The 19,053-nt window shown below is 42.6% G+C and carries 18 protein-coding genes; all 18 read left to right on the forward strand.

Annotated features, from left to right (window positions below; genetic code table 11):
- The first annotated feature begins 77 nt into the window (after nucleotides 1–77).
- Nucleotides 78–1,553, forward strand: coding sequence for a UDP-N-acetylmuramoyl-L-alanyl-D-glutamate--2,6-diaminopimelate ligase (locus tag HBHAL_RS09190; RefSeq protein ID WP_014643113.1), 1,476 nt, complete (start codon nucleotides 78–80; stop codon nucleotides 1,551–1,553).
- The gene (locus HBHAL_RS09195; RefSeq protein ID WP_014643114.1) at nucleotides 1,550–2,911 is read left to right on the forward strand and encodes a UDP-N-acetylmuramoyl-tripeptide--D-alanyl-D-alanine ligase; all 1,362 of its coding nucleotides are present in this window, start codon (nucleotides 1,550–1,552) and stop codon (nucleotides 2,909–2,911) included. The genes HBHAL_RS09190 and HBHAL_RS09195 overlap by 4 nt, the downstream gene beginning before the upstream one ends.
- A 45-nt stretch (nucleotides 2,912–2,956) precedes the next feature.
- Nucleotides 2,957–3,943, forward strand: a complete 987-nt coding sequence (gene mraY / locus HBHAL_RS09200) for a phospho-N-acetylmuramoyl-pentapeptide-transferase (RefSeq protein ID WP_014643115.1) — start codon at nucleotides 2,957–2,959, stop codon at nucleotides 3,941–3,943.
- Nucleotides 3,940–5,286: a UDP-N-acetylmuramoyl-L-alanine--D-glutamate ligase gene (murD, locus tag HBHAL_RS09205; protein WP_014643116.1), complete on the forward strand. Its 1,347-nt coding sequence runs from the start codon at nucleotides 3,940–3,942 to the stop codon at nucleotides 5,284–5,286. The genes mraY and murD overlap by 4 nt, the downstream gene beginning before the upstream one ends.
- A 61-nt stretch (nucleotides 5,287–5,347) precedes the next feature.
- Complete coding sequence (gene spoVE, locus HBHAL_RS09210; protein ID WP_014643117.1) at nucleotides 5,348–6,448, forward strand: stage V sporulation protein E; 1,101 nt, start codon at nucleotides 5,348–5,350, stop codon at nucleotides 6,446–6,448.
- A 517-nt stretch (nucleotides 6,449–6,965) separates the two neighbouring features.
- On the forward strand, nucleotides 6,966–8,024 hold the full coding sequence (locus HBHAL_RS09215) for an FtsQ-type POTRA domain-containing protein (RefSeq protein WP_014643118.1): 1,059 nt from the start codon (nucleotides 6,966–6,968) through the stop codon (nucleotides 8,022–8,024).
- A 303-nt stretch (nucleotides 8,025–8,327) separates the two neighbouring features.
- Entirely contained in the window at nucleotides 8,328–9,617 is a 1,290-nt protein-coding gene (gene ftsA, locus HBHAL_RS09220; RefSeq protein WP_014643119.1) for a cell division protein FtsA, read from the forward strand.
- Nucleotides 9,618–9,692: 75 nt separating this feature from the next.
- Nucleotides 9,693–10,847: a cell division protein FtsZ gene (gene ftsZ / locus HBHAL_RS09225; RefSeq protein ID WP_014643120.1), complete on the forward strand. Its 1,155-nt coding sequence runs from the start codon at nucleotides 9,693–9,695 to the stop codon at nucleotides 10,845–10,847.
- A 568-nt stretch (nucleotides 10,848–11,415) separates the two neighbouring features.
- The gene (spoIIGA, locus tag HBHAL_RS09230) at nucleotides 11,416–12,342 is read left to right on the forward strand and encodes a sigma-E processing peptidase SpoIIGA (RefSeq protein ID WP_014643121.1); all 927 of its coding nucleotides are present in this window, start codon (nucleotides 11,416–11,418) and stop codon (nucleotides 12,340–12,342) included.
- 15 nt (nucleotides 12,343–12,357) lie between these two features.
- Nucleotides 12,358–13,077 (forward strand): RNA polymerase sporulation sigma factor SigE, encoded by a 720-nt coding sequence (gene sigE / locus HBHAL_RS09235; RefSeq protein WP_014643122.1) that lies wholly within the window; start codon nucleotides 12,358–12,360, stop codon nucleotides 13,075–13,077.
- A 21-nt stretch (nucleotides 13,078–13,098) separates the two neighbouring features.
- Nucleotides 13,099–13,938, forward strand: a complete 840-nt coding sequence (sigG, locus tag HBHAL_RS09240) for an RNA polymerase sporulation sigma factor SigG (protein WP_223254288.1) — start codon at nucleotides 13,099–13,101, stop codon at nucleotides 13,936–13,938.
- 1,024 nt (nucleotides 13,939–14,962) lie between these two features.
- Nucleotides 14,963–15,238: a YlmC/YmxH family sporulation protein gene (locus HBHAL_RS09245; RefSeq protein ID WP_317615990.1), complete on the forward strand. Its 276-nt coding sequence runs from the start codon at nucleotides 14,963–14,965 to the stop codon at nucleotides 15,236–15,238.
- A gap of 54 nt (nucleotides 15,239–15,292) precedes the next feature.
- Nucleotides 15,293–16,093 (forward strand): peptidoglycan editing factor PgeF, encoded by an 801-nt coding sequence (gene pgeF / locus HBHAL_RS09250; RefSeq protein WP_014643126.1) that lies wholly within the window; start codon nucleotides 15,293–15,295, stop codon nucleotides 16,091–16,093.
- A gap of 18 nt (nucleotides 16,094–16,111) precedes the next feature.
- The gene (locus HBHAL_RS09255) at nucleotides 16,112–16,780 is read left to right on the forward strand and encodes a YggS family pyridoxal phosphate-dependent enzyme (protein ID WP_014643127.1); all 669 of its coding nucleotides are present in this window, start codon (nucleotides 16,112–16,114) and stop codon (nucleotides 16,778–16,780) included.
- A gap of 24 nt (nucleotides 16,781–16,804) precedes the next feature.
- On the forward strand, nucleotides 16,805–17,260 hold the full coding sequence (locus tag HBHAL_RS09260) for a cell division protein SepF (RefSeq protein WP_041601304.1): 456 nt from the start codon (nucleotides 16,805–16,807) through the stop codon (nucleotides 17,258–17,260).
- Nucleotides 17,261–17,263: 3 nt separating this feature from the next.
- Nucleotides 17,264–17,536, forward strand: coding sequence for a YggT family protein (locus tag HBHAL_RS09265; protein ID WP_014643129.1), 273 nt, complete (start codon nucleotides 17,264–17,266; stop codon nucleotides 17,534–17,536).
- A 77-nt stretch (nucleotides 17,537–17,613) separates the two neighbouring features.
- On the forward strand, nucleotides 17,614–18,387 hold the full coding sequence (locus tag HBHAL_RS09270) for a YlmH family RNA-binding protein (protein ID WP_014643130.1): 774 nt from the start codon (nucleotides 17,614–17,616) through the stop codon (nucleotides 18,385–18,387).
- A 78-nt stretch (nucleotides 18,388–18,465) separates the two neighbouring features.
- Nucleotides 18,466–18,999 (forward strand): DivIVA domain-containing protein, encoded by a 534-nt coding sequence (locus HBHAL_RS09275; RefSeq protein ID WP_041601305.1) that lies wholly within the window; start codon nucleotides 18,466–18,468, stop codon nucleotides 18,997–18,999.
- Nucleotides 19,000–19,053 lie beyond the last annotated feature (54 nt).

Consider the following 19,053-nt stretch of genomic DNA (forward strand, 5'->3'; position numbering starts at 1 on the left):
AAAAAAACAATAATGGGCATACAGAAGGTTCGTCAATTTGCTATAATGAATCTTGTATGTGGGTAAGGGTGACAGTTATGAAAATGAAAAAGTTACTGAAGCTTATGCCTTTTTATAAAGTAACTCAACCCCTGTCAGACATTACGGTTCAAGGGATTTCGATGGATTCACGATCCACGGGTCCCGGCGACCTTTTTATTTGCATTCACGGTGTAGAAGCGGATGGACACGAATATGTGCAAGAAGCAGAAGCTAAAGGGGCAGCTGTCGTCATGGCGGAAAGAGAAGTCACAACCAGCCTGCCTGTTGTGATCGTCAATGATACGGTGAGGGCACTTGCAATGGCGGCTTCTATTTTTTATGGATTTCCATCTGAGCACTTGAGGGTGATCGGAGTTACCGGAACGAATGGGAAAACCACCATTACGTATTTATTGGACGAAATTTTTCGGAACAATAATCAACGGACAGGGATGATCGGCACGATTCAAGTGTCGATCGCAGGAAAAACCTATCCTGTTAAGAATACCACTCCGGACAGTCTCTCACTTCAGCGTTATTTTGCGGAAATGCGCAAGGCGAAGGTAACGACGGCAATAATGGAGGTCTCCTCGCATGCGCTTGATCAAGGCCGGGTCTATGGCTGTGATTTTGACATTGCCATCTTCACCAATCTCACCCGCGATCATTTAGATTACCACGATAACTTTGATGATTATCTTCGGGCTAAGTCCCTATTGTTTGCTCAATTAGGTAACGGGTATAATAAAGGGCGGCGCAAGTTTGCTATCATAAATAAAGATTCTGAGCAGGCGAAGCGTTTTATCCGCTCGACTTCACAATCCCTGCTTACGTATGGGATTCACAGCAATGCAGATATAATGGCAAAGAACATCACACTAGGAGAGACAGGCGCTGCTTATATTCTGAAAACACCTAAAGGGGAAATTGCCATTAACAGCCCTCTAATGGGGCTTTTCAGTATTTATAACATGCTTGCCGCAGCTGGAGCAGCCATTTTGTCGGGTATTCCTCTTACCGTCATCAAACATGCTTTCGAAATGACCCGCGGAGTGAGGGGACGTTTTGAGCCGGTTCGGGAAGGGCAAGAGTATGGAGTAGTGATTGATTATGCCCATACACCGGATTCCTTGGAAAATGCTTTAAATACCCTCTCAGAATTCTGTAAAGGTTCCATCTACGTAGTGGTGGGGTGCGGGGGAGATAGAGACCGGAGTAAGCGCCCGTATATGGCAGATGCCGCGATGAACAGGGCCGACTATGTGATTTTTACTACAGATAACCCACGCTCGGAGGATCCTAAGCAGATTTTTCAAGATATGACCAGTCACTTGAGCGATCCATTTGAATTAATTGAAGACCGGGAGCAAGCGATTGAACATGCTCTTAAGCGCGCAAAGTCAGGGGATATGGTACTTATTGCCGGAAAAGGACACGAAACCTATCAGGAAGTGAATGGTGTGAGACACCATTTCGATGATAGTGAAGTAGCAAAAATGATATTAAAGAGAATGAAGGAGCGTCCATCATGATTTTAGAAGTGCAAGAACTGACTACCCTCTTCCCTGAATTTAAAGGAGCGGCACAAGACAGAATTACATTAAGAGAAGTTCTAACCGACACAAGAGTGGAAGCTAAGCAGAGTTTGTTTATACCTATAGTGGGTGAGAATTTTGATGCCCATGATTTTATAAAGGACGCGATTAAACAAGGGGCGGTCGCAGCACTCTGGCAGAAGGATAAAGATCTTCCTTACGCCGTACCGACCGATTTCCCTGTCTTTTTTGTTGAGGATACAACGAAAGGACTTCAGGAAGTGGCGGAGTATTATTTGCAGAAGGTTCGTCCTTTAGTCATTGGAATAACCGGCTCCAATGGAAAGACAACGACAAAGGATATGACGGCTTCCGTGTTAAGCCGGAAGTATAAGACGCATAAAACAGCTGGAAACTATAATAATCATATCGGACTTCCCTTAACGATCCTTGCCATGAAGGAGGATACAGAAGTTCTCGTCCTGGAAATGGGGATGGACCGGGCGGGTGAGATCTCCGTCTTATCAAAACTTGCTCATCCTAAATATGCCATCATAACAAATATTGGTGAATCTCATATTGAAAACCTTGGCTCCCGTGAGGGCATCGCTTCTGCTAAGCTGGAAATCAAGGATGGGATGTCAGAGGATGGTGCGTTAATCATTGATGGGGATGAACCGCTGTTACATGCCGTCAAACTGGATGAAAGATCACTATCATGCGGGTTCGATAGCACCAGCGATACCCAAGTGAAGATAATCAGCACTTCAGACGATGCCAGTGAATTCAAGGTTAATGAAAAAGAAACTTATAATCTTCCTCTCGCTGGAAAGCATAATGTGAAAAATGCGTCTTACGTCATTACTCTTGCAAAAAAAGCAGGACTGTCCAATGATCAAATTCAAGAAGGCTTTGACCATCTTCAGATGTCGAGCATGCGTTATGAAAAACATATCGGAATAAATGAATCTTTAATTATAAATGACGCCTACAATGCCTCGCCGACCTCAATGAAGGCTCTGATAGAAGTGATGGCTCAACTAACTACGAAGTCTCGCAAGGTTCTGATTCTCGGGGATATGTTTGAACTTGGGTCACAGTCCCGCGTTTTACACCGCAGTGTAGCTGAAGCCGTTACCGATAAAATTCATGCCGTTTATACCATTGGCGAGCATTCCGAAGAAATATCCAGGGCGGTCGCTGAACGGCAGCCACAAATAGCAACAAAGCATTTTACAGATAAAGAAACTTTAAGTCATCATGTACGTGCAGCATTAACGGCCGATACCGTAGTTCTTATTAAAGCTTCGAGAGGAATGAAGCTGGAGGAATTACTGAACGATCTCGTAAAATGATTCATAGGAGATGATGGACAACGAAGTAACAGGAGGTACTAGAAAATGAACGACTACATATTACTAATCACTATGGCATTATCATTCGCTCTTACAGTTGTGATATCACCGATCATCATTCCTTATTTGAGACGTTTGAAGTTCGGTCAGGCTATTAGAGAAGAAGGGCCCGAATCTCACCAGAAAAAATCAGGAACCCCTACGATGGGCGGGGTAATGATTATCATTGCGGTACTTGTCACTACGCTCTGTGCATCATACTGGTTTACACCGGGTTCTTCCAATGTACACCTATTTCTCGTTTTATTCGTACTGCTCGGGTATGGGCTGCTCGGGTTTTTAGATGATTATATAAAAGTAGCCTTAAAGCGAAATCTCGGTTTAACTTCAAAACAGAAAATGGCTGGCCAAATTATTATCGCACTTGTTGTTTACATTATTTTAGAACGAACAGGTTTTCCTACTTTTATTACGGTACCTGGCACGTCTTTTGAATTGGAACTGGGCTGGGGATATGGCCTGCTCATATTATTCATGCTTGTAGGGGGATCCAACGCGGTTAACTTAACAGACGGTTTGGATGGACTGCTTGCTGGAACAGCAGCTATTGCTTTCGGAGCCTTTGCTATCCTCGCGTGGACGGATCAGTCTAATGTGGAAGTAACTATTTTTACACTTGCTGTTGTAGGAGCATTACTAGGTTTTCTTGTATTTAATGCCCACCCCGCCAAGGTGTTTATGGGGGACACCGGATCGCTCGCTCTTGGTGGAGCAATTGCAATCGCAGCTATTTTAACAAAACTGGAACTTATCCTTGTAATTATTGGCGGGGTGTTCGTACTCGAAACACTCTCCGTTATTATCCAGGTTATTTCATTTAAAACAACAGGCAAGAGAGTCTTTAAGATGAGCCCGCTGCACCACCATTATGAACTGAAAGGCTGGTCCGAGTGGCGCGTCGTCACAACGTTTTGGACAGTAGGTCTTGTGTTCGCCGTGCTTGGGATTTATATTGAGGTGATGTTTGGATGAAGACGTTAAAGAATTTTCCTTATAAACATGTGTTAGTCGTAGGTTTAGCTAAAAGCGGCACGGCGGCCGCCCATCTTCTGCTTGATTCAGAGATCAACGTTAGAATCAACGACCTGAAGGCTGATAAAGAGAGTGAAGAAGTTCAGAAGTTAATCGAAAAAGGGGCAGAAGTCATTACAGGGGGCCATCCGCTTGAAGCGCTTGAAGGAATAGAACTGATCGTTAAAAACCCAGGCATCCCATATGAGAACCCCTTAATTGCTGAAGCTGTAAAACGGGAAGTCCCAGTCGTTACGGAGGTAGAGCTTGCGGGAAGACTTCATGACGGTCCGCTGATTGCGATTACGGGTTCCAATGGAAAAACCACGACCACAACATTAATCCACGAGATCATTAAGGCTGATGATCAGCCTGTTTCCGTAGCAGGGAACATTGGAAAAGTCGCTTGTGAAGTAGCTCGTTCGACCAGCGATGAAGAGGCCATGGTTGTTGAAATGTCCTCCTTTCAGTTGTTGGGTACAGAAACGTTCAAACCGGACGTTGCGGTGTTATTAAACCTCTACGAAGCTCATTTAGATTATCATGGCACGCTTGAGGCTTATCATAATGCAAAAGCAAAAATTATAGAAAACCAGACCTCAGAAGATACTTTTGTCTACAATGCCGATGATGAGAAGATCATGAGCTACCTTCCGGGTACCAAGTCGAAACAGGTCCCTTTTACTCTTAATCAGCAGGGTAGTGGGGCATGGACAGATAAAGAATGGATCTATTTTAATGAGGAAGCTATTATGAAGAAATCGGAAATCGTACTGGTAGGGGAGCAGAATCTGCAAAATATCCTGGCCGCTCTAGCTGTGGTGAAAACAATCGGGATTTCCAATGAAGCCATTCACCAGGTGCTGACGACCTTTGCCGGCGTGAAGCACCGATTGGAATACGTGCAGGAGAAAAACGGCAGGTTCTTTTACAATGACTCCAAAGCGACCAATATATTAGCCACTTCCTATGCATTGCGATCGTTCCAGCAGCCGATTATTCTGCTCGCAGGGGGGCTGGACCGGGGTAACAGCTTTGAAGGGCTTGCCCCGTATCTCTCAAACGTCAAAGCAATGATCGTATTTGGTGAAACGGCTGATCTTCTAAAAGAGACCGGTACGTCTGTCGGTATCAAAGATATCATTAACGTAGAAACTATGGATAAGGCTGTAACAGAAGCTTATCGTCTATCCAATCAAAATGACGTCGTATTATTATCTCCGGCCTGTGCGAGCTGGGATCAATATCGTACATTCGAAGAAAGAGGCAACATGTTTACAGAAGCTGTGCATAAGCTGAAGTAAGGGCTTTATGCGACAAGCTTGAGCCCTGTTTTCCATTCAGATGGGAGGTAGGGCTTTTTTTATGGAGGAAAAACGAAGAAAGCCGGATTTATGGTTAGTTGCCGCTATACTAGGGATATTGATCATGGGGATTATCATGGTTTACAGTTCATCAAGCATCTGGTCCGAGTATAAGTTTGATGACCCCTGGTTCTTTGCGAAGCGTCAAATACTTTTTGCCACAGTAGGACTGGTTGCCATGGTGACGTTATCAAGAATTCCCTACTACGTATGGCACGGGCACTCTAAGTGGATTTTGATCATGTGTCTTGTATTTCTAATTGCTGTGTTAATTCCAGGTGTGGGTATGGTACGTGGGGGAGCTAGGAGCTGGATTGGCGTAGGGATGTTCAGTATTCAGCCTTCCGAGTTTATGAAGCTTGGTTTGATTTTATTTCTGGCACGTTTCTTGTCTGAGCGTCAAAAGAAAATGAACTCATTTCAGCAGGGATTTCTTCCTGGACTAGCTTTAATCCTTGTTCCATTTGCTTTAATTATGCTTCAGCCTGATTTAGGGACAGGCGTGGTTATGGTTGGGACATGTATGGTGATGATGTTTACTGCTGGAGCCAGAATCAGCCATTTTATGTGGATGGCAGGGGCGGGTATGGCTGGAATGATCGCTTTAATTGCTTCAGCTCCCTACCGGATTAAACGTATTACTGCTTTTCTTCATCCATGGGAAGACCCTCTTGGAAGCGGCTTTCAAATCATCCAGTCTCTCTATGCCATTGGTCCAGGAGGATTGCTTGGTCTTGGGTTAGGAAACAGCATGCAGAAATTCTTCTACTTACCTGAGCCTCAGACAGACTTTATTTTTGCGGTACTTGCAGAAGAACTCGGGTTCCTGGGGGGAGCTTTTATCCTGATTTTATTTTTCATTCTCCTATGGAGAGGAATCAGGACCAGTCTCTATGCTCCTGACCTTTTTGGTTCACTTCTTGCTCTGGGTATTGTGGGCATGGTGTCCATTCAGGTGATGATTAATGTTAGTGTAGTAACGGGGCTGATTCCCGTAACCGGGATTACGCTTCCTTTAGTGAGTTATGGCGGATCATCTCTCACTCTTACTCTTGCCTCGCTAGGATTATTGCTTAGCGTCAGCAGATTTTCAAGTCATTAAAAGACGATACAGATTTATCTGCATCGTCTTTTTGTTATTTCCCTGACTTTATTAAACGTAGTTATAGATTATTTGAGAGGTTTATTGAACGATTAGGCCCTGCACGACGCAGGGTCGTTCGACGTTCCCACAGGACGTGGCGGTTTTAGTCGAACATGCTTTTATGGACCTATTTATCTCGAAACTGAGTCTATATAGTATCGGGAGCTTATCTGTAAAATCTACACTCAAATCTAACAGGTCTATTTCTATAATTTTATTGTGAAACTCGTGGAAAACGGATGACGAGAAGCTGTAATTCTGACATACTAGTCAATGAAAGCGGATAAATGAGAAAATAGGAGAAAATATTATTAAACTAGTTTAACTCACGTAATCCGTTAGCGAAAATTTGTGATATAATGGGAGTCATTAGATGAAGAAACCCCTTCATTGAATTAAGTAATGGTAAATCATTCTTTCATACAGCTTAATGCAGCATCGAAAGGGTGTCTAGCAGTAAGGAGAAATGCCCGTTATGGAAGAGAGAAAAGTCGTTTCCATAGAAGATCGCATACCTAAGTTGAAGCAGACAAGAAGGAAAAAAGCAAACAGAAGACTGATTCTTTATTTGATGATTCTCTTTATACTTATTGCGGTTGTGATTTATTTACAGTCACCGCTGAGTAATGTAGGTAATATAGAAGTCCAGGGGGAAAGGCATGTAACTGCTGATGAAATAAAAGAACTGGCTAATATAACCACAGAGACTAATTATTGGAAAGTAGATACTGATTCTATAACAAATAATGTTGAATCTCATAAAGAAATTAAGAGTGTGAATGTGAATCGAGATTTTCCGAATACTGTTCAGATTCAAGTAGAAGAAGCAGAACGGATCGGATACGTGCAAACGAACGGTGAATTCTCTGCCATTCTTGAAAATGGAACTAAACTAGAAGCCGCTTCTTCACTTCCTGGAGGAGATGCGCCGATTCTGGCCGGCTTTTCAAAACAGACTTATCTTGAAGAAATGTCCAAAGAGTTAAAGGAATTACCTCAGAGTGTAACAAATTTAATTTCCGAAATTCATTGGGAGCCTAAAGAAGACAACCCTTATCAAATTAGGCTGTATATGAACGATGGTTTTCAGGTACTTGCTTCTATCCGTAATTTCTCTAATAAAATGACCATCTATCCATCCATTGTGGCTCAATTGGAAGAAGGCGCTGAAGGGATTATTCATATCGATGTAGGTGCTTATTTTGAAGAATATGCCGGCGCGGGGGAAGAAGGAAATACGGAAGGTGAAGTCCAAGCCGAGAGCCCGGATCAGGTCGATGAACCAATCTCTGAATTTGACGCAAATAATGACCCGGAAGGTAATCCGGAAGCAGCACCAGAATCTGAAACAAATATCATTCCTCAGGCAAATTCGGAGTTAACCCCTCAACCTGAAACAAATGAGGATTCCGAGCCTGATAGGGAACACACTCCAGCCTCTGAACAGGAGGGCACTGAGCAAAGCGGAAGTGTAGAAGATAGTGATGGATCTGATTCTACAGACGATTCCAGCTCGGAAGAATCCGGACAGTAACCTTAGACAATTGATAAGGATATTGGAAAAGTTAAAAACGTTTCGACGGCAGCAGAGTCAATTCATGTAAATTCAGCGAATGTTCCTTGACTTAAATTTGAAAAAATGCGATGAATGAAAAGGATATTCTTTAGACTTTGTGGAAATCAACTAAAAGAATAGCTTTAAAAATGATCTAAAGAAAAGCCGGAGACTCAAAATGTATCATTTGATTTACGAAATGGTTGCAAAGATTGTTTTTTTATCGTAAATTCGATATGCTTTGAACTACTCAAATGGCTTGTAATAGGAGGTGCGCCACTGGTGAAACAAGAAGAAATATTAGTTAGCTTAGATATAGGAACGAGTCGTATAAAGGTAATTATTGGAGAGATCTCAAATGATACCCTCAATATTATTGGCGTAGGCTCAGCGAAATCAAACGGTATGAAAAAAGGGGCAATTGTTGATATAGATCAGACGGTCCATTCTATACGTTCAGCAGTAGAACAGGCAGAACGTATGGTAGATATGAAAATTGACCGTGTAGTGGTAGGTATTAACGGTAATCATATTCAGCTGCAGTCCTGCCATGGAGTGGTTGCTGTCTCAAGTGAAAGCAGAGAGATTGGTAATGAAGACATTACAAGGGTGATTGACGCAGCCCAGGTGCTATCTATACCTCCAGAAAGAGAAATTATTGATGTCATACCCCGCCAGTTTATCGTGGATGGACAGGATGAAATCACGGATCCTCGCGGAATGATTGGCGTTCGATTGGAAATGGAAGGTACGATTATTACGTGTGCTAAAACCGTTTTACATAACACTTTGAAGTGTGTTGAGCGTGCGGGGCTTGAGGTACTGGATGTTTGTCTTCAGCCTCTTGCTTCAGGGACAGTATCCTTGTCCAGCGACGAAACCAATCTTGGTGTTGCGCTACTGGATGTGGGCGGTGGATCTACCACAATTTCTGTTTTTGAAGATGGTCACCTTAAAGGAACCAGCTTAATTCCATTCGGTGGAGATAACATTACAAAAGACTTGTCGATCGGATTAAGAACATCGACAGAAGAAGCAGAGAAAGTGAAAGTCGAGCATGGGCATGCATTTTTTGATGATGCCAATGAACAGGAAACATTTTCTGTCACAATCATTGGAAGTAATCGCGAACAGGCATTCAATCAATTGCAATTATCTGATATGATTGAAGCTAGACTAGAAGAAATATTTGTCTTAGCAGCTGAAGAGCTACAGCGAATGGGAGTAAGAGAATTGCCGGGAGGTTTTGTACTGACTGGCGGAACGATGAACATGCCTGGCATACTGGAACTTGCCCAGGACGTATTCCATTCGAATGTTCGATTGGCCATCCCGGATTATATCGGTGTAAGAGAACCACAGTTCACAAGTGGAGTGGGTATCTTGCAATTCGCCTATCGTAATGCGAAAATACAAGGAAAAGAGATTTTCCCATCTGTAACTGAAGAATTTGCACAACCAGCGCCTAAAAAACAGAAACGTGCTGCGAAACAGCAAAACGAAGAAAATGAAAAGCCCGAGAAGAAGAAAGAATCAGGCTTGTCCAACTTATTAAAGTATTTCTTTGATTAATGACAGGTCAAGGTCGGTCAGCGGACGGACACAAACAATAAATCTTGTAATCTCGTGTATTAGGAGGAACGGAAGATGTTAGATTTTGATACAAGCATGGACCAACTGGCAACCATTAAAGTTATCGGAGTAGGCGGCGGTGGCAGTAATGCCGTCAACCGTATGATTGAGCATGGAGTGCAAGGCGTAGAATTCATCGCCGTAAACACAGATGCTCAGGCACTGAATTTATCTAAAGCAGAAGTTAAAATGCAAATTGGCGGTAAACTGACTCGAGGTCTTGGTGCGGGTGCAAACCCGGAAGTAGGCCGCAAAGCTGCTGAAGAAAGTAAGGAACAGTTAGAAGAAGCTCTTCAAGGAGCAGATATGGTTTTCGTTACAGCCGGAATGGGCGGCGGAACAGGAACAGGTGCTGCACCGGTCATTGCACAAGTTGCTAAAGAACTTGGTGCGCTTACCGTAGGTGTTGTAACACGTCCGTTTACATTTGAAGGACGTAAACGCTCTACACAAGCTGCAGGCGGAATCGAAGGGTTGAAAGGAAGCGTAGATACGCTGATCGTCATTCCAAATGACCGTCTTCTTGAAATTGTTGATAAAAATACACCGATGCTCGAAGCATTCCGCGAAGCAGACAATGTTCTTCGTCAAGGTGTACAAGGTATATCAGACTTAATTGCTGTTCCAGGACTGATCAACGTTGACTTCGCAGACGTTAAGACCATCATGGTAGACAAAGGATCAGCCTTGATGGGCATTGGAATAGCTACGGGTGAAAGCAGAGCCGCAGAAGCTGCTAAGAAAGCCATATCTTCACCATTGCTTGAAACATCCATTGATGGGGCACATGGCGTACTAATGAATATTAGTGGCGGAACCAACTTGAGCCTGTATGAAGTTCAGGAAGCAGCTGATATCGTTACATCAGCAGCGGATCAGGAAGTTAATGTTATCTTTGGTTCAGTTATCAATGAAAACCTCAAAGATGAAATTGTAGTTACGGTTATTGCCACTGGTTTTGATGAGACACAAATTGCTCAAGGGCAAAAGAAACGTCCATCTACAAGCCAGCCAAGTCCGAGCCAGCAAAAACCTAGTCAGCCTGAGCGCAGCGTACGTGAGGAACAGCCTCGTCGTGAAAGCCCTCAGCCGCAAAATCAAAAGCCAAACCAGGAAGAAGACACCCTGGATATCCCGACATTCCTAAGAAACCGGAATCGTCGCCGTTAAAATGAACCTAAAGCCCGCTGCACCTCACAAGGTGCAGCGGGCTTTTTTCGTGGGATATGTATAACTTTATTGCTGATTTTATATGCTTGTTATTCAATTAAAGGGCCGGATTGTTGAAGACTCAGTTTCGAGATATTGTCTGGAGAAAGGGGCTCCAGGGAACGGCTCGCTTACCGCGACCCTGCGTCGTGCAGGGCCGGAAAGCGAAATCGTCCCCCGAAGTACCTTCCGCTCAACATATATCTCGAAATCAAGTCTTCCAGAAAAGGGAGCTTATCTGTAAAATCAATTCAAGGTTTAATCAATCAAAAAATAACCCTTCGCGATAACTATTTGATTTCATTCTGATTGATCAATTATTGATACTTTTGACAAGACTCCTGAAAAACGATATTTGATCATGCAGAAGAGAAGGATTGGTGGGTAAGATATGATAAGAGTAACGAAGGTTAACTAAAATATGCTGAGATTATAGGCCGTTACATGATGTTACAAAACTTGCTAGCTTGCTATTCATATTGTGACAGACTTTTTAGGCGGACAGGCTTATAATTTCTTATAACAATAGATGAAGGGAGCGGGGGTCATCTATCTTGATGCTGTCTGGTTGCTCAATCTTTTAATGGATGCCATGATCCTCTATCTTACTCAGGGTGTGGTAAGGGCAAGATCTTCTAAAATCCGTATGTTTTGCGCCGCTTTTGCAGCCTCCAGCATTGTGCCTATATCTATCTTTATGCCGGATCTCTGGTTGACGAGCACCCTTGGGAAGCTGGTCTTTTCATTACTTATCATCGGAATTGCCTTTTCTTTTACCTCACTTCGTGCTTTTATTCTACAGTTGGTCAGCTTTTATTTTATTACATTTTCCATCGGGGGGAGTATGCTTGGCGTCCATTTTTTCCTAGCCACGGAAATAAGTATTCAAGGAGGATCGATTGTAACATTTTCAGGGGGATATGGTGATCCTGTCAGCTGGATGTTTGTATGTATTGGGTTTCCTTGTTCATTTTTCTTCACAAAGTGGCGGATGGAGCAAGTAAGCGTCCACCAAATGAAGCTTGAGAACATTTATGATGTAAAAATCACTTGGAATGGGAAAGAAGTCCTTTGCCGTGGAATGGTCGACAGTGGTAATCAATTAATTGATCCAATCAGCAGAAAAATGGTTTTCCTGGCTGACCATACGGTGATGGGCCAGTTTCTTGAACCGGAAGTACTGGAAAAACTTCAAGTAGATCAAATCCTGACTTCAATGGAAGAATTGCCCTCAGACATTCAATCGTCTGTTCGCTTAGTACCTTTTCAAGCCGCAGGTTCTAAAGGTCAACTGCTTGTTACGGTGTTAGTGGATCAAATATCAATTGTAACTCCACAAGGAAATTTAGAAATGAAGCAGCCATTGGTCGGTGTGCAGCATCATGACCTCACACATGATCGTCTTTATCAAATGCTGATACATCCCCACATAATGGTTAAAGGAAAAACTGCCTAAGGGAAGGGGAATGACATGGTCAAATGGTTTTTTAAATTAAGGCTGTGGTTTTATCGTATTTTAATTAAGCTTGGGATTAAGCAAGACGAAATTTATTATATTGGAGGTAGTGAAGCTTTACCGCCTCCACTTTCAAGAGAAGAAGAAAAAGAACTGCTTGAACTTCTGCCTAAAGGAGATAAAGCAGCACGGGCTATGTTGATTGAACGGAATTTGCGGCTTGTAGTCTATATAGCTCGAAAATTTGAAAACACGGGGTTAAATATAGAGGATCTAATCAGTATTGGTACCATTGGCTTAATTAAAGCCGTCAATACATTCGATCCTGAGAAAAAAATAAAACTCGCCACTTATGCTTCCCGCTGTATCGAAAATGAGATTCTTATGCACCTGAGAAAGAGTAATAAATTGAAAACAGAGGTTTCATTTGATGAACCGCTAAACGTTGACTGGGATGGAAACGAGCTATTATTATCGGATATTTTAGGCACGGAAGAAGATTTGACGACCAAAGGTATTGAGAAGAAAATAGACAAGAAATTACTAATGTCGGCATTGGATCAATTAAATGATCGTGAAAAGCAGATTATGGAACTAAGGTTTGGTTTAATCGGAAAAAAAGAAAAAACCCAAAAAGATGTAGCGGATATGATGGGGATCTCCCAATCCTATATATCAAGGCTTGAGAAAAAGATTATTCGCCGCTTACAGCGTGAATTCGATAAAATGGTCTAATAGAACTAATAATACAGATGCATAATTTTTCCTCCCAAGGAGATACTGAGAACTGATTACAGCTTCTTGGGAGGGTCTTATTTGACACGACACAAAGTAGAAATATGCGGAGTAGATACATCCAAACTTCCAGTGCTGACCAATAAAGAAATGAAGGCCCTGTTTATACGTCTCCAAAGTGGTGAAACGGAAGCACGTGAGGAATTAGTCAATGGGAATCTTCGTTTAGTATTATCGGTTATTCAGCGCTTCAATAATCGCGGAGAATATGGTGATGATTTATTTCAGGTAGGCTGCATTGGATTAATGAAATCCATAGACAATTTTGATTTAAGCCATAATGTTAAATTTTCTACTTATGCTGTACCTATGATTATCGGAGAAATACGCAGGTATTTACGGGATAATAATCCGATACGCGTTTCCAGGTCTTTAAGAGACACGGCTTATAAGGCGTTACAAATGAGAGAAAAGATGATTGGTGAAACCAATAAAGACCCTGCTCCTCATGAAATTGCTAAGAGGATGGGGGTTCCACCAGAAGATGTCGTATTTGCAATGGATGCCATCCAGGATCCAGTGTCGTTGTTTGAGCCAATTTACAACGATGGAGGAGATCCAATATTTGTGGTTGATCAATTAAAAGATGACCGTGAAAAAGACTCCATCTGGTTAGACGAACTCTCTTTGCGCGAAGGTATGAAGAAATTGAATGATCGTGAAAAAATGATTCTGACGAAACGGTTCTTCCAAGGTAAAACTCAAATGGAAGTTGCTGAAGAAATCGGAATATCTCAAGCTCAAGTATCCCGATTAGAAAAAGCTGCTATTAAAGAAATGAATTCGTCTATGTTTCAATAAGCATTAGTACCCTATTTGATCATAAGTGTTCTGGCTGTCGAGAATGTCTCGACAGTCTTTTTTTGTCCTTCGAAGAGGTATTCTTCACTCGATAAGGCAGTAAAAATGCCCTCAGTGAAAATTATAGTTTATCTTTAAAAAGTTAGAACAACTCTTCAGTAGCTAGAAAATTTCAGTTCGTTATTTCTCAAGGGTCTGCTAAGCTCTCCTATTGATATTACAGACAAACTCTCGATACTGGAAGGCTCAGTTTCAAGTTAAATGGCTCCGTTACGTTTAAAGGGAGGAGGGCTGGAGGGGAAATAACTCGCCTTCCTGCGGCCCTACACGATGTAGGGTCGATCGACGATGCCACAGGACGTGGCGACTTTAGTCGATCCTCCTTTTACCAGGAGCCTCCTCAGTTGTTTCACTCCTTGTGGGGTCTCGCCTAGCTCCTTCTCCCATGGGAGTCTCGCTATTTCCTCTCCAACTCAGTAATTTCTTGTGAATGGACCCTGCTAATAGGAAAAATGGGAAACCTGAAATCGTCTTAAATGCTTCTATAGTGGCGTTTATCTCCCTGGACAGACTCGGAATTTAACGTTGATCATAGTCATTCTCCCTCATATAAAGGTATATACGTAGAGGATTTTGAACGCTCCTTGATCGCAAAGGGGTGGAAGGGAGCGGCGAATACTCCTGCGGGATGAACATGATCGGTGAGATCCCGGAAAGCGAAGCCTGAGGAAGCTCACCACAAGGGATGTTCGACTAAGACCGCCACGTCCTGTGGCAACGTCGAACGACCCTGCGTCGTGCAGGGCCGCGGTAAGTGAGTCGTTCCCTGGAGCCACTTTCTCCAGACAATATCTCGAAACTGAGTCTTGAACTATCCGGCCATCTAGCGTAATAAGCTTCATTTAAAAAATTAACAATAACCTTTAACCTAGTCTTTCTGAAAAAACATTTACGCCTGCTTTGTCTTTTATTTTCACAAGTGTTGCGACATTGAAGCATATAGTGAAGGAAAGGGGGATGAATGATGAAAATTTCAGAACTACAGCTTAAAGACGTGATTGCTATGGAAACAGGAGAGCGACTGGGATATATCAGCGATTTAGATATAGACACACAGCGTGGGCGATTAAGCGGACTTGTCCTGACGATGAAAGGGAAGGCGATGGGACTTTTTGGCAAAGAGGAAGAGATGGTCATACCATGGGATCAGATCGTCAATATTGGTGCTGATGTGATTCTTATTAAGAAGTCAGGCGCTGCTGGTTATTCTGTATCTCAAAAGTCAGATTCGAAAGAATAATACAAGAAATAAGATGAATAATGTGTTAAAATGAAGGGAAATTGAGGTGGTAACATGCATGAACCTTTTAAAGCAGAAACGTTGCGACAATATTCTTGTTTTACGAATCATGAAAATATAATTGCAGGTCTTACCACTAGACAAGGTGGTCATAGTGAACGTCCTTTTAATACCCTGAACATGGGGCTCCATGTTCAGGATGAATCTGACACCGTACTGCGAAACAGAAAAGAACTAGCACAGGAAACCGGTTTTCCTTTAGAAAACTGGATTATAGGAGAACAAATTCATGATATCCGTGTGAAAGTGGCAGGAAATGGGGAAAAAGGTAAAGGAGTATTCTCTCATGAATCAGCAGTCGCTGGAGTTGACGGATTGATCACTAATCAACCAGGTCTGTTACTAGGAGCCTTCTATGCGGACTGTGTACCCTTGTTCTTCTACGCCCCGGTTTCCGGTTGGATTGGGATTGCCCATGCGGGCTGGAAGGGAACGGTCCGAAATATGGTTTCGCAGATGATTGGCCATTTGACTGAGCAAGGTTGTTCTATTGAAGAGATCGAACTCGTCATTGGACCATGCATAAGCGAGGAGCACTATGAGGTTGATCAGCGTGTATATGATCAGATACCGATGGGATTTCAAGGAGAATCAGCTGTACCTGTTTCTTCTGGAAAGTACAAGCTGGACTTAAAGAAATTGAATGAGTCCATGGCACTTAAATCAGGGCTGCATAAAGAGAACGTCAGAGTCTCGGGGCTTTGTACATACGAGGAAGAGAATTTGTTTTACTCCCATCGCCGTGACCAGGGACAAACAGGGCGTATGCTTGGTTTTATTGGTTTGAAGGGCTGATGGTGGAAGGAGAGAAAGATGTCGGTAGTTGAAAATCTTGAAAAAATAAAACAAAATATTGCGGAATCCTGCTATAATTGTGGGCGTTCCACTGAGGATATTACGATTATTGGAGTGACCAAATACGTATCCGTGGAGCGTGCACAAGAAGCTATTGATGCGGGAATTGTTAACCTGGGCGAGAATCGTAAAGAAGAACTGCTGGAAAAATACGAAGCCATTGGTTCCCGTGCAAATTGGCATTTTATAGGGTCCCTGCAGTCAAGAAAAGTGAAAGAGGTTATTGATAAGATCACTATGATCCATTCGCTGGACAGGAAGTCTTTAGCAAAAGAAATTAATAAACGGGCGTCAGCCCCAGTCCCCTGCTTTATACAAGTTAATGTAAGTCAGGAAGAGTCCAAGCATGGACTTGCGCCTGAAGAGGTGGAAGACTTTGTGCATTTAATGGAATCCTATGAAAACGTCAAAGTAGCAGGGTTAATGACCATGGCACCTCATGATGCTGACGATGAACGTCTGCGGGGGATATTCAGGCAGCTTCGTGCTTTGCGCGATAAAATCAGAGATAAACATTTGCCTTATGCTCCTTGCGAATATTTATCTATGGGAATGAGCAATGATTACCGTTTAGCCATTGAAGAAGGTGCGACTCATATCCGGATTGGTTCCAGCCTTGTAGGTTAACTAATAAAACTTGAGGTGATCAGCGTGAGTATGAAAAATAAATTACGGTCATTTTTTACTTTGGATGACGAATATGAATATGAATATGTAGATGAGGAGACTGATGAACCAATGGAAGAAGAATACGAGCAGAACCAGCGAAGCCGCAGAAAAGAAGATACGCAGAATGTCGTTAGTTTGAAAAGTGCGAAGTCCTCTTCCAAAATGGTATTGAACGAACCTAGCAGTTATAATGAAGCTCAGGAAATAGCCGATGAACTCGTCAACCGTCGAGCCGTGGTTATTAATCTTCAACGGGTGGACCATCATCAGGCGAAGCGAATTGTAGATTTTTTGAGCGGTACAGTATATGCTATAGGGGGAGACATTCAAAAGTTAGGTTCTCAGACTTTTCTATGTACTCCTGACAACGTGGAAATCTCAGGTTCCATATCTGATATGATTTCGCAAGAAGATGAGGAACTTTATAAAAGGTGGTAAGTCATGGCGTTTTTGTTTAGTATTTTAACGAATGTATTAGAAATATACAGCTGGATTGTAATCATTTATATTCTGTTATCCTGGTTTCCAGGTGCCAAGGAATCGAGCTTCGGGGAAACGTTAGGACGTTTAGTCGAGCCGTTTCTAGAGCCGTTCCGCAAAATTATTCCTCCACTTGGAATGATTGATATTTCACCGATTGTAGCAATCCTTGTACTCAGGTTTGCGTCAGCCGGTTTACATGAGCTGTATAATGTGCTTGCAGGAATAGTTTGAAAATGGGAACAGGTCTTGGGAATTACGCTGTGAAGCGCCCATATATCTGTTCCCTTTATTTTTGGTTGGAGGTTGCTATGGATATTTATCAGCATTTCAGGGAAGAGGAACGACCCTTCATTGATCAGGTTTTGGCCTGGAGGGAGGACGTAGAGCTCAAGTATCAGAGAAAGTTGAGCGACTTTTTAAATCCAAGGGAGCAGGACATTGTAAAAGCGGTTATGGGAAATCATCCAGACTTCAACTTTGGTCTGAGCGGAGGAAAAGATCAAGCCGAGCGCAAACGGGCCATTATTGCTCCTGAGTACGAAATCATTGAAGAAGAAGATTACCAGCTCACCATGCTGGAAGCATCTTATCCGGCAAAATTTGTGACCCTTGAGCACCCGGACGTTCTTGGAGCATTCATGTCTTTAGGGATCAGACGAGAGAAGCTTGGAGATCTGGTCGTGAAGGACGGGGTCATCCAGATCATCACCGATCAGGAAATTAGTGACTATATACGAATGAATTTTACAGGAGTCAAGCGAGCAACCGTTAACTTTGAAGAAAAGCCGCTATCTCAAATGCTTGAGAGTGAAGAGACGTGGGTTATGAAAAATACAACGGTTTCCTCACTAAGACTTGATGTTCTCGTGAAAGAAATCTATGGCATGTCCAGGAAGAAAGCAGGTATGCACATCGACAGCGGCCACGTAAAAGTCAATTTCCGTGTTGTAGAAAACGGTGCTTTTCAGCTGCAAGAGGGAGATCTAATTTCCTTGAGAGGTCAGGGCAGAAGTAAGCTTGAGGAAATTCAAGGCTTAACAAAAAAAGAAAAATATAAAGTATCCACTTCTAAATTGAATTAAAGGCTGATTCAAGAAGGAATCTTCACTCAAATGGTCGAAACTAATCTACGAATGGAATACATCTGGGAGGTGTCTGGTGTGCCATTAACACCAATAGATATTCATAATAAAGAATTCACAAGAGGATTCAGAGGATATGACGAAGATGAAGTGAATGAGTTTTTAGATCAGATTATTAAAAACTATGAAATGGTGATTCGCCAGAAGAAAGAGCTTGAGCAGGAAGTAAGCGAGTTGAATGAACGTCTCAGCCACTATAGCAATATTGAAGAGACCCTTAACAAATCAATTGAAGTCGCTAAAGAAACAGCAGAAGAAGTAAAAACCAATGCCAATAAAGAATCCAGTTTAATTATTAAAGAAGCTGAAAATGATGCATCTCGAATTGTTAATGAAGCCGTAGAGAAATCTCGTCGAATTTCTTCAGAAGTGGAAACGATGAAAAAGCAGGCCAAATTCTTTAAAATCCGCGTACGCAAGCTTGTGGAAGCTCAAATGGAGATGATTGACCATGAGGGCTGGGAAGATATGTTTGAGACGGAGCTTGATGGAAGTGAAACCCTTGAAGAAGCTATTGATAAGGAACTGACACCGAATCAAAACCGCTCTTAATTTCTACATAGCATGAATGAACAGCGGGTGAGCAGATGCCGTCTCTTGGGGAGG

Origin of the sequence: Halobacillus halophilus DSM 2266, assembly GCF_000284515.1 — a bacterium.
Taxonomy (GTDB): Bacteria; Bacillota; Bacilli; order Bacillales; family Halobacillaceae; genus Halobacillus; species Halobacillus halophilus.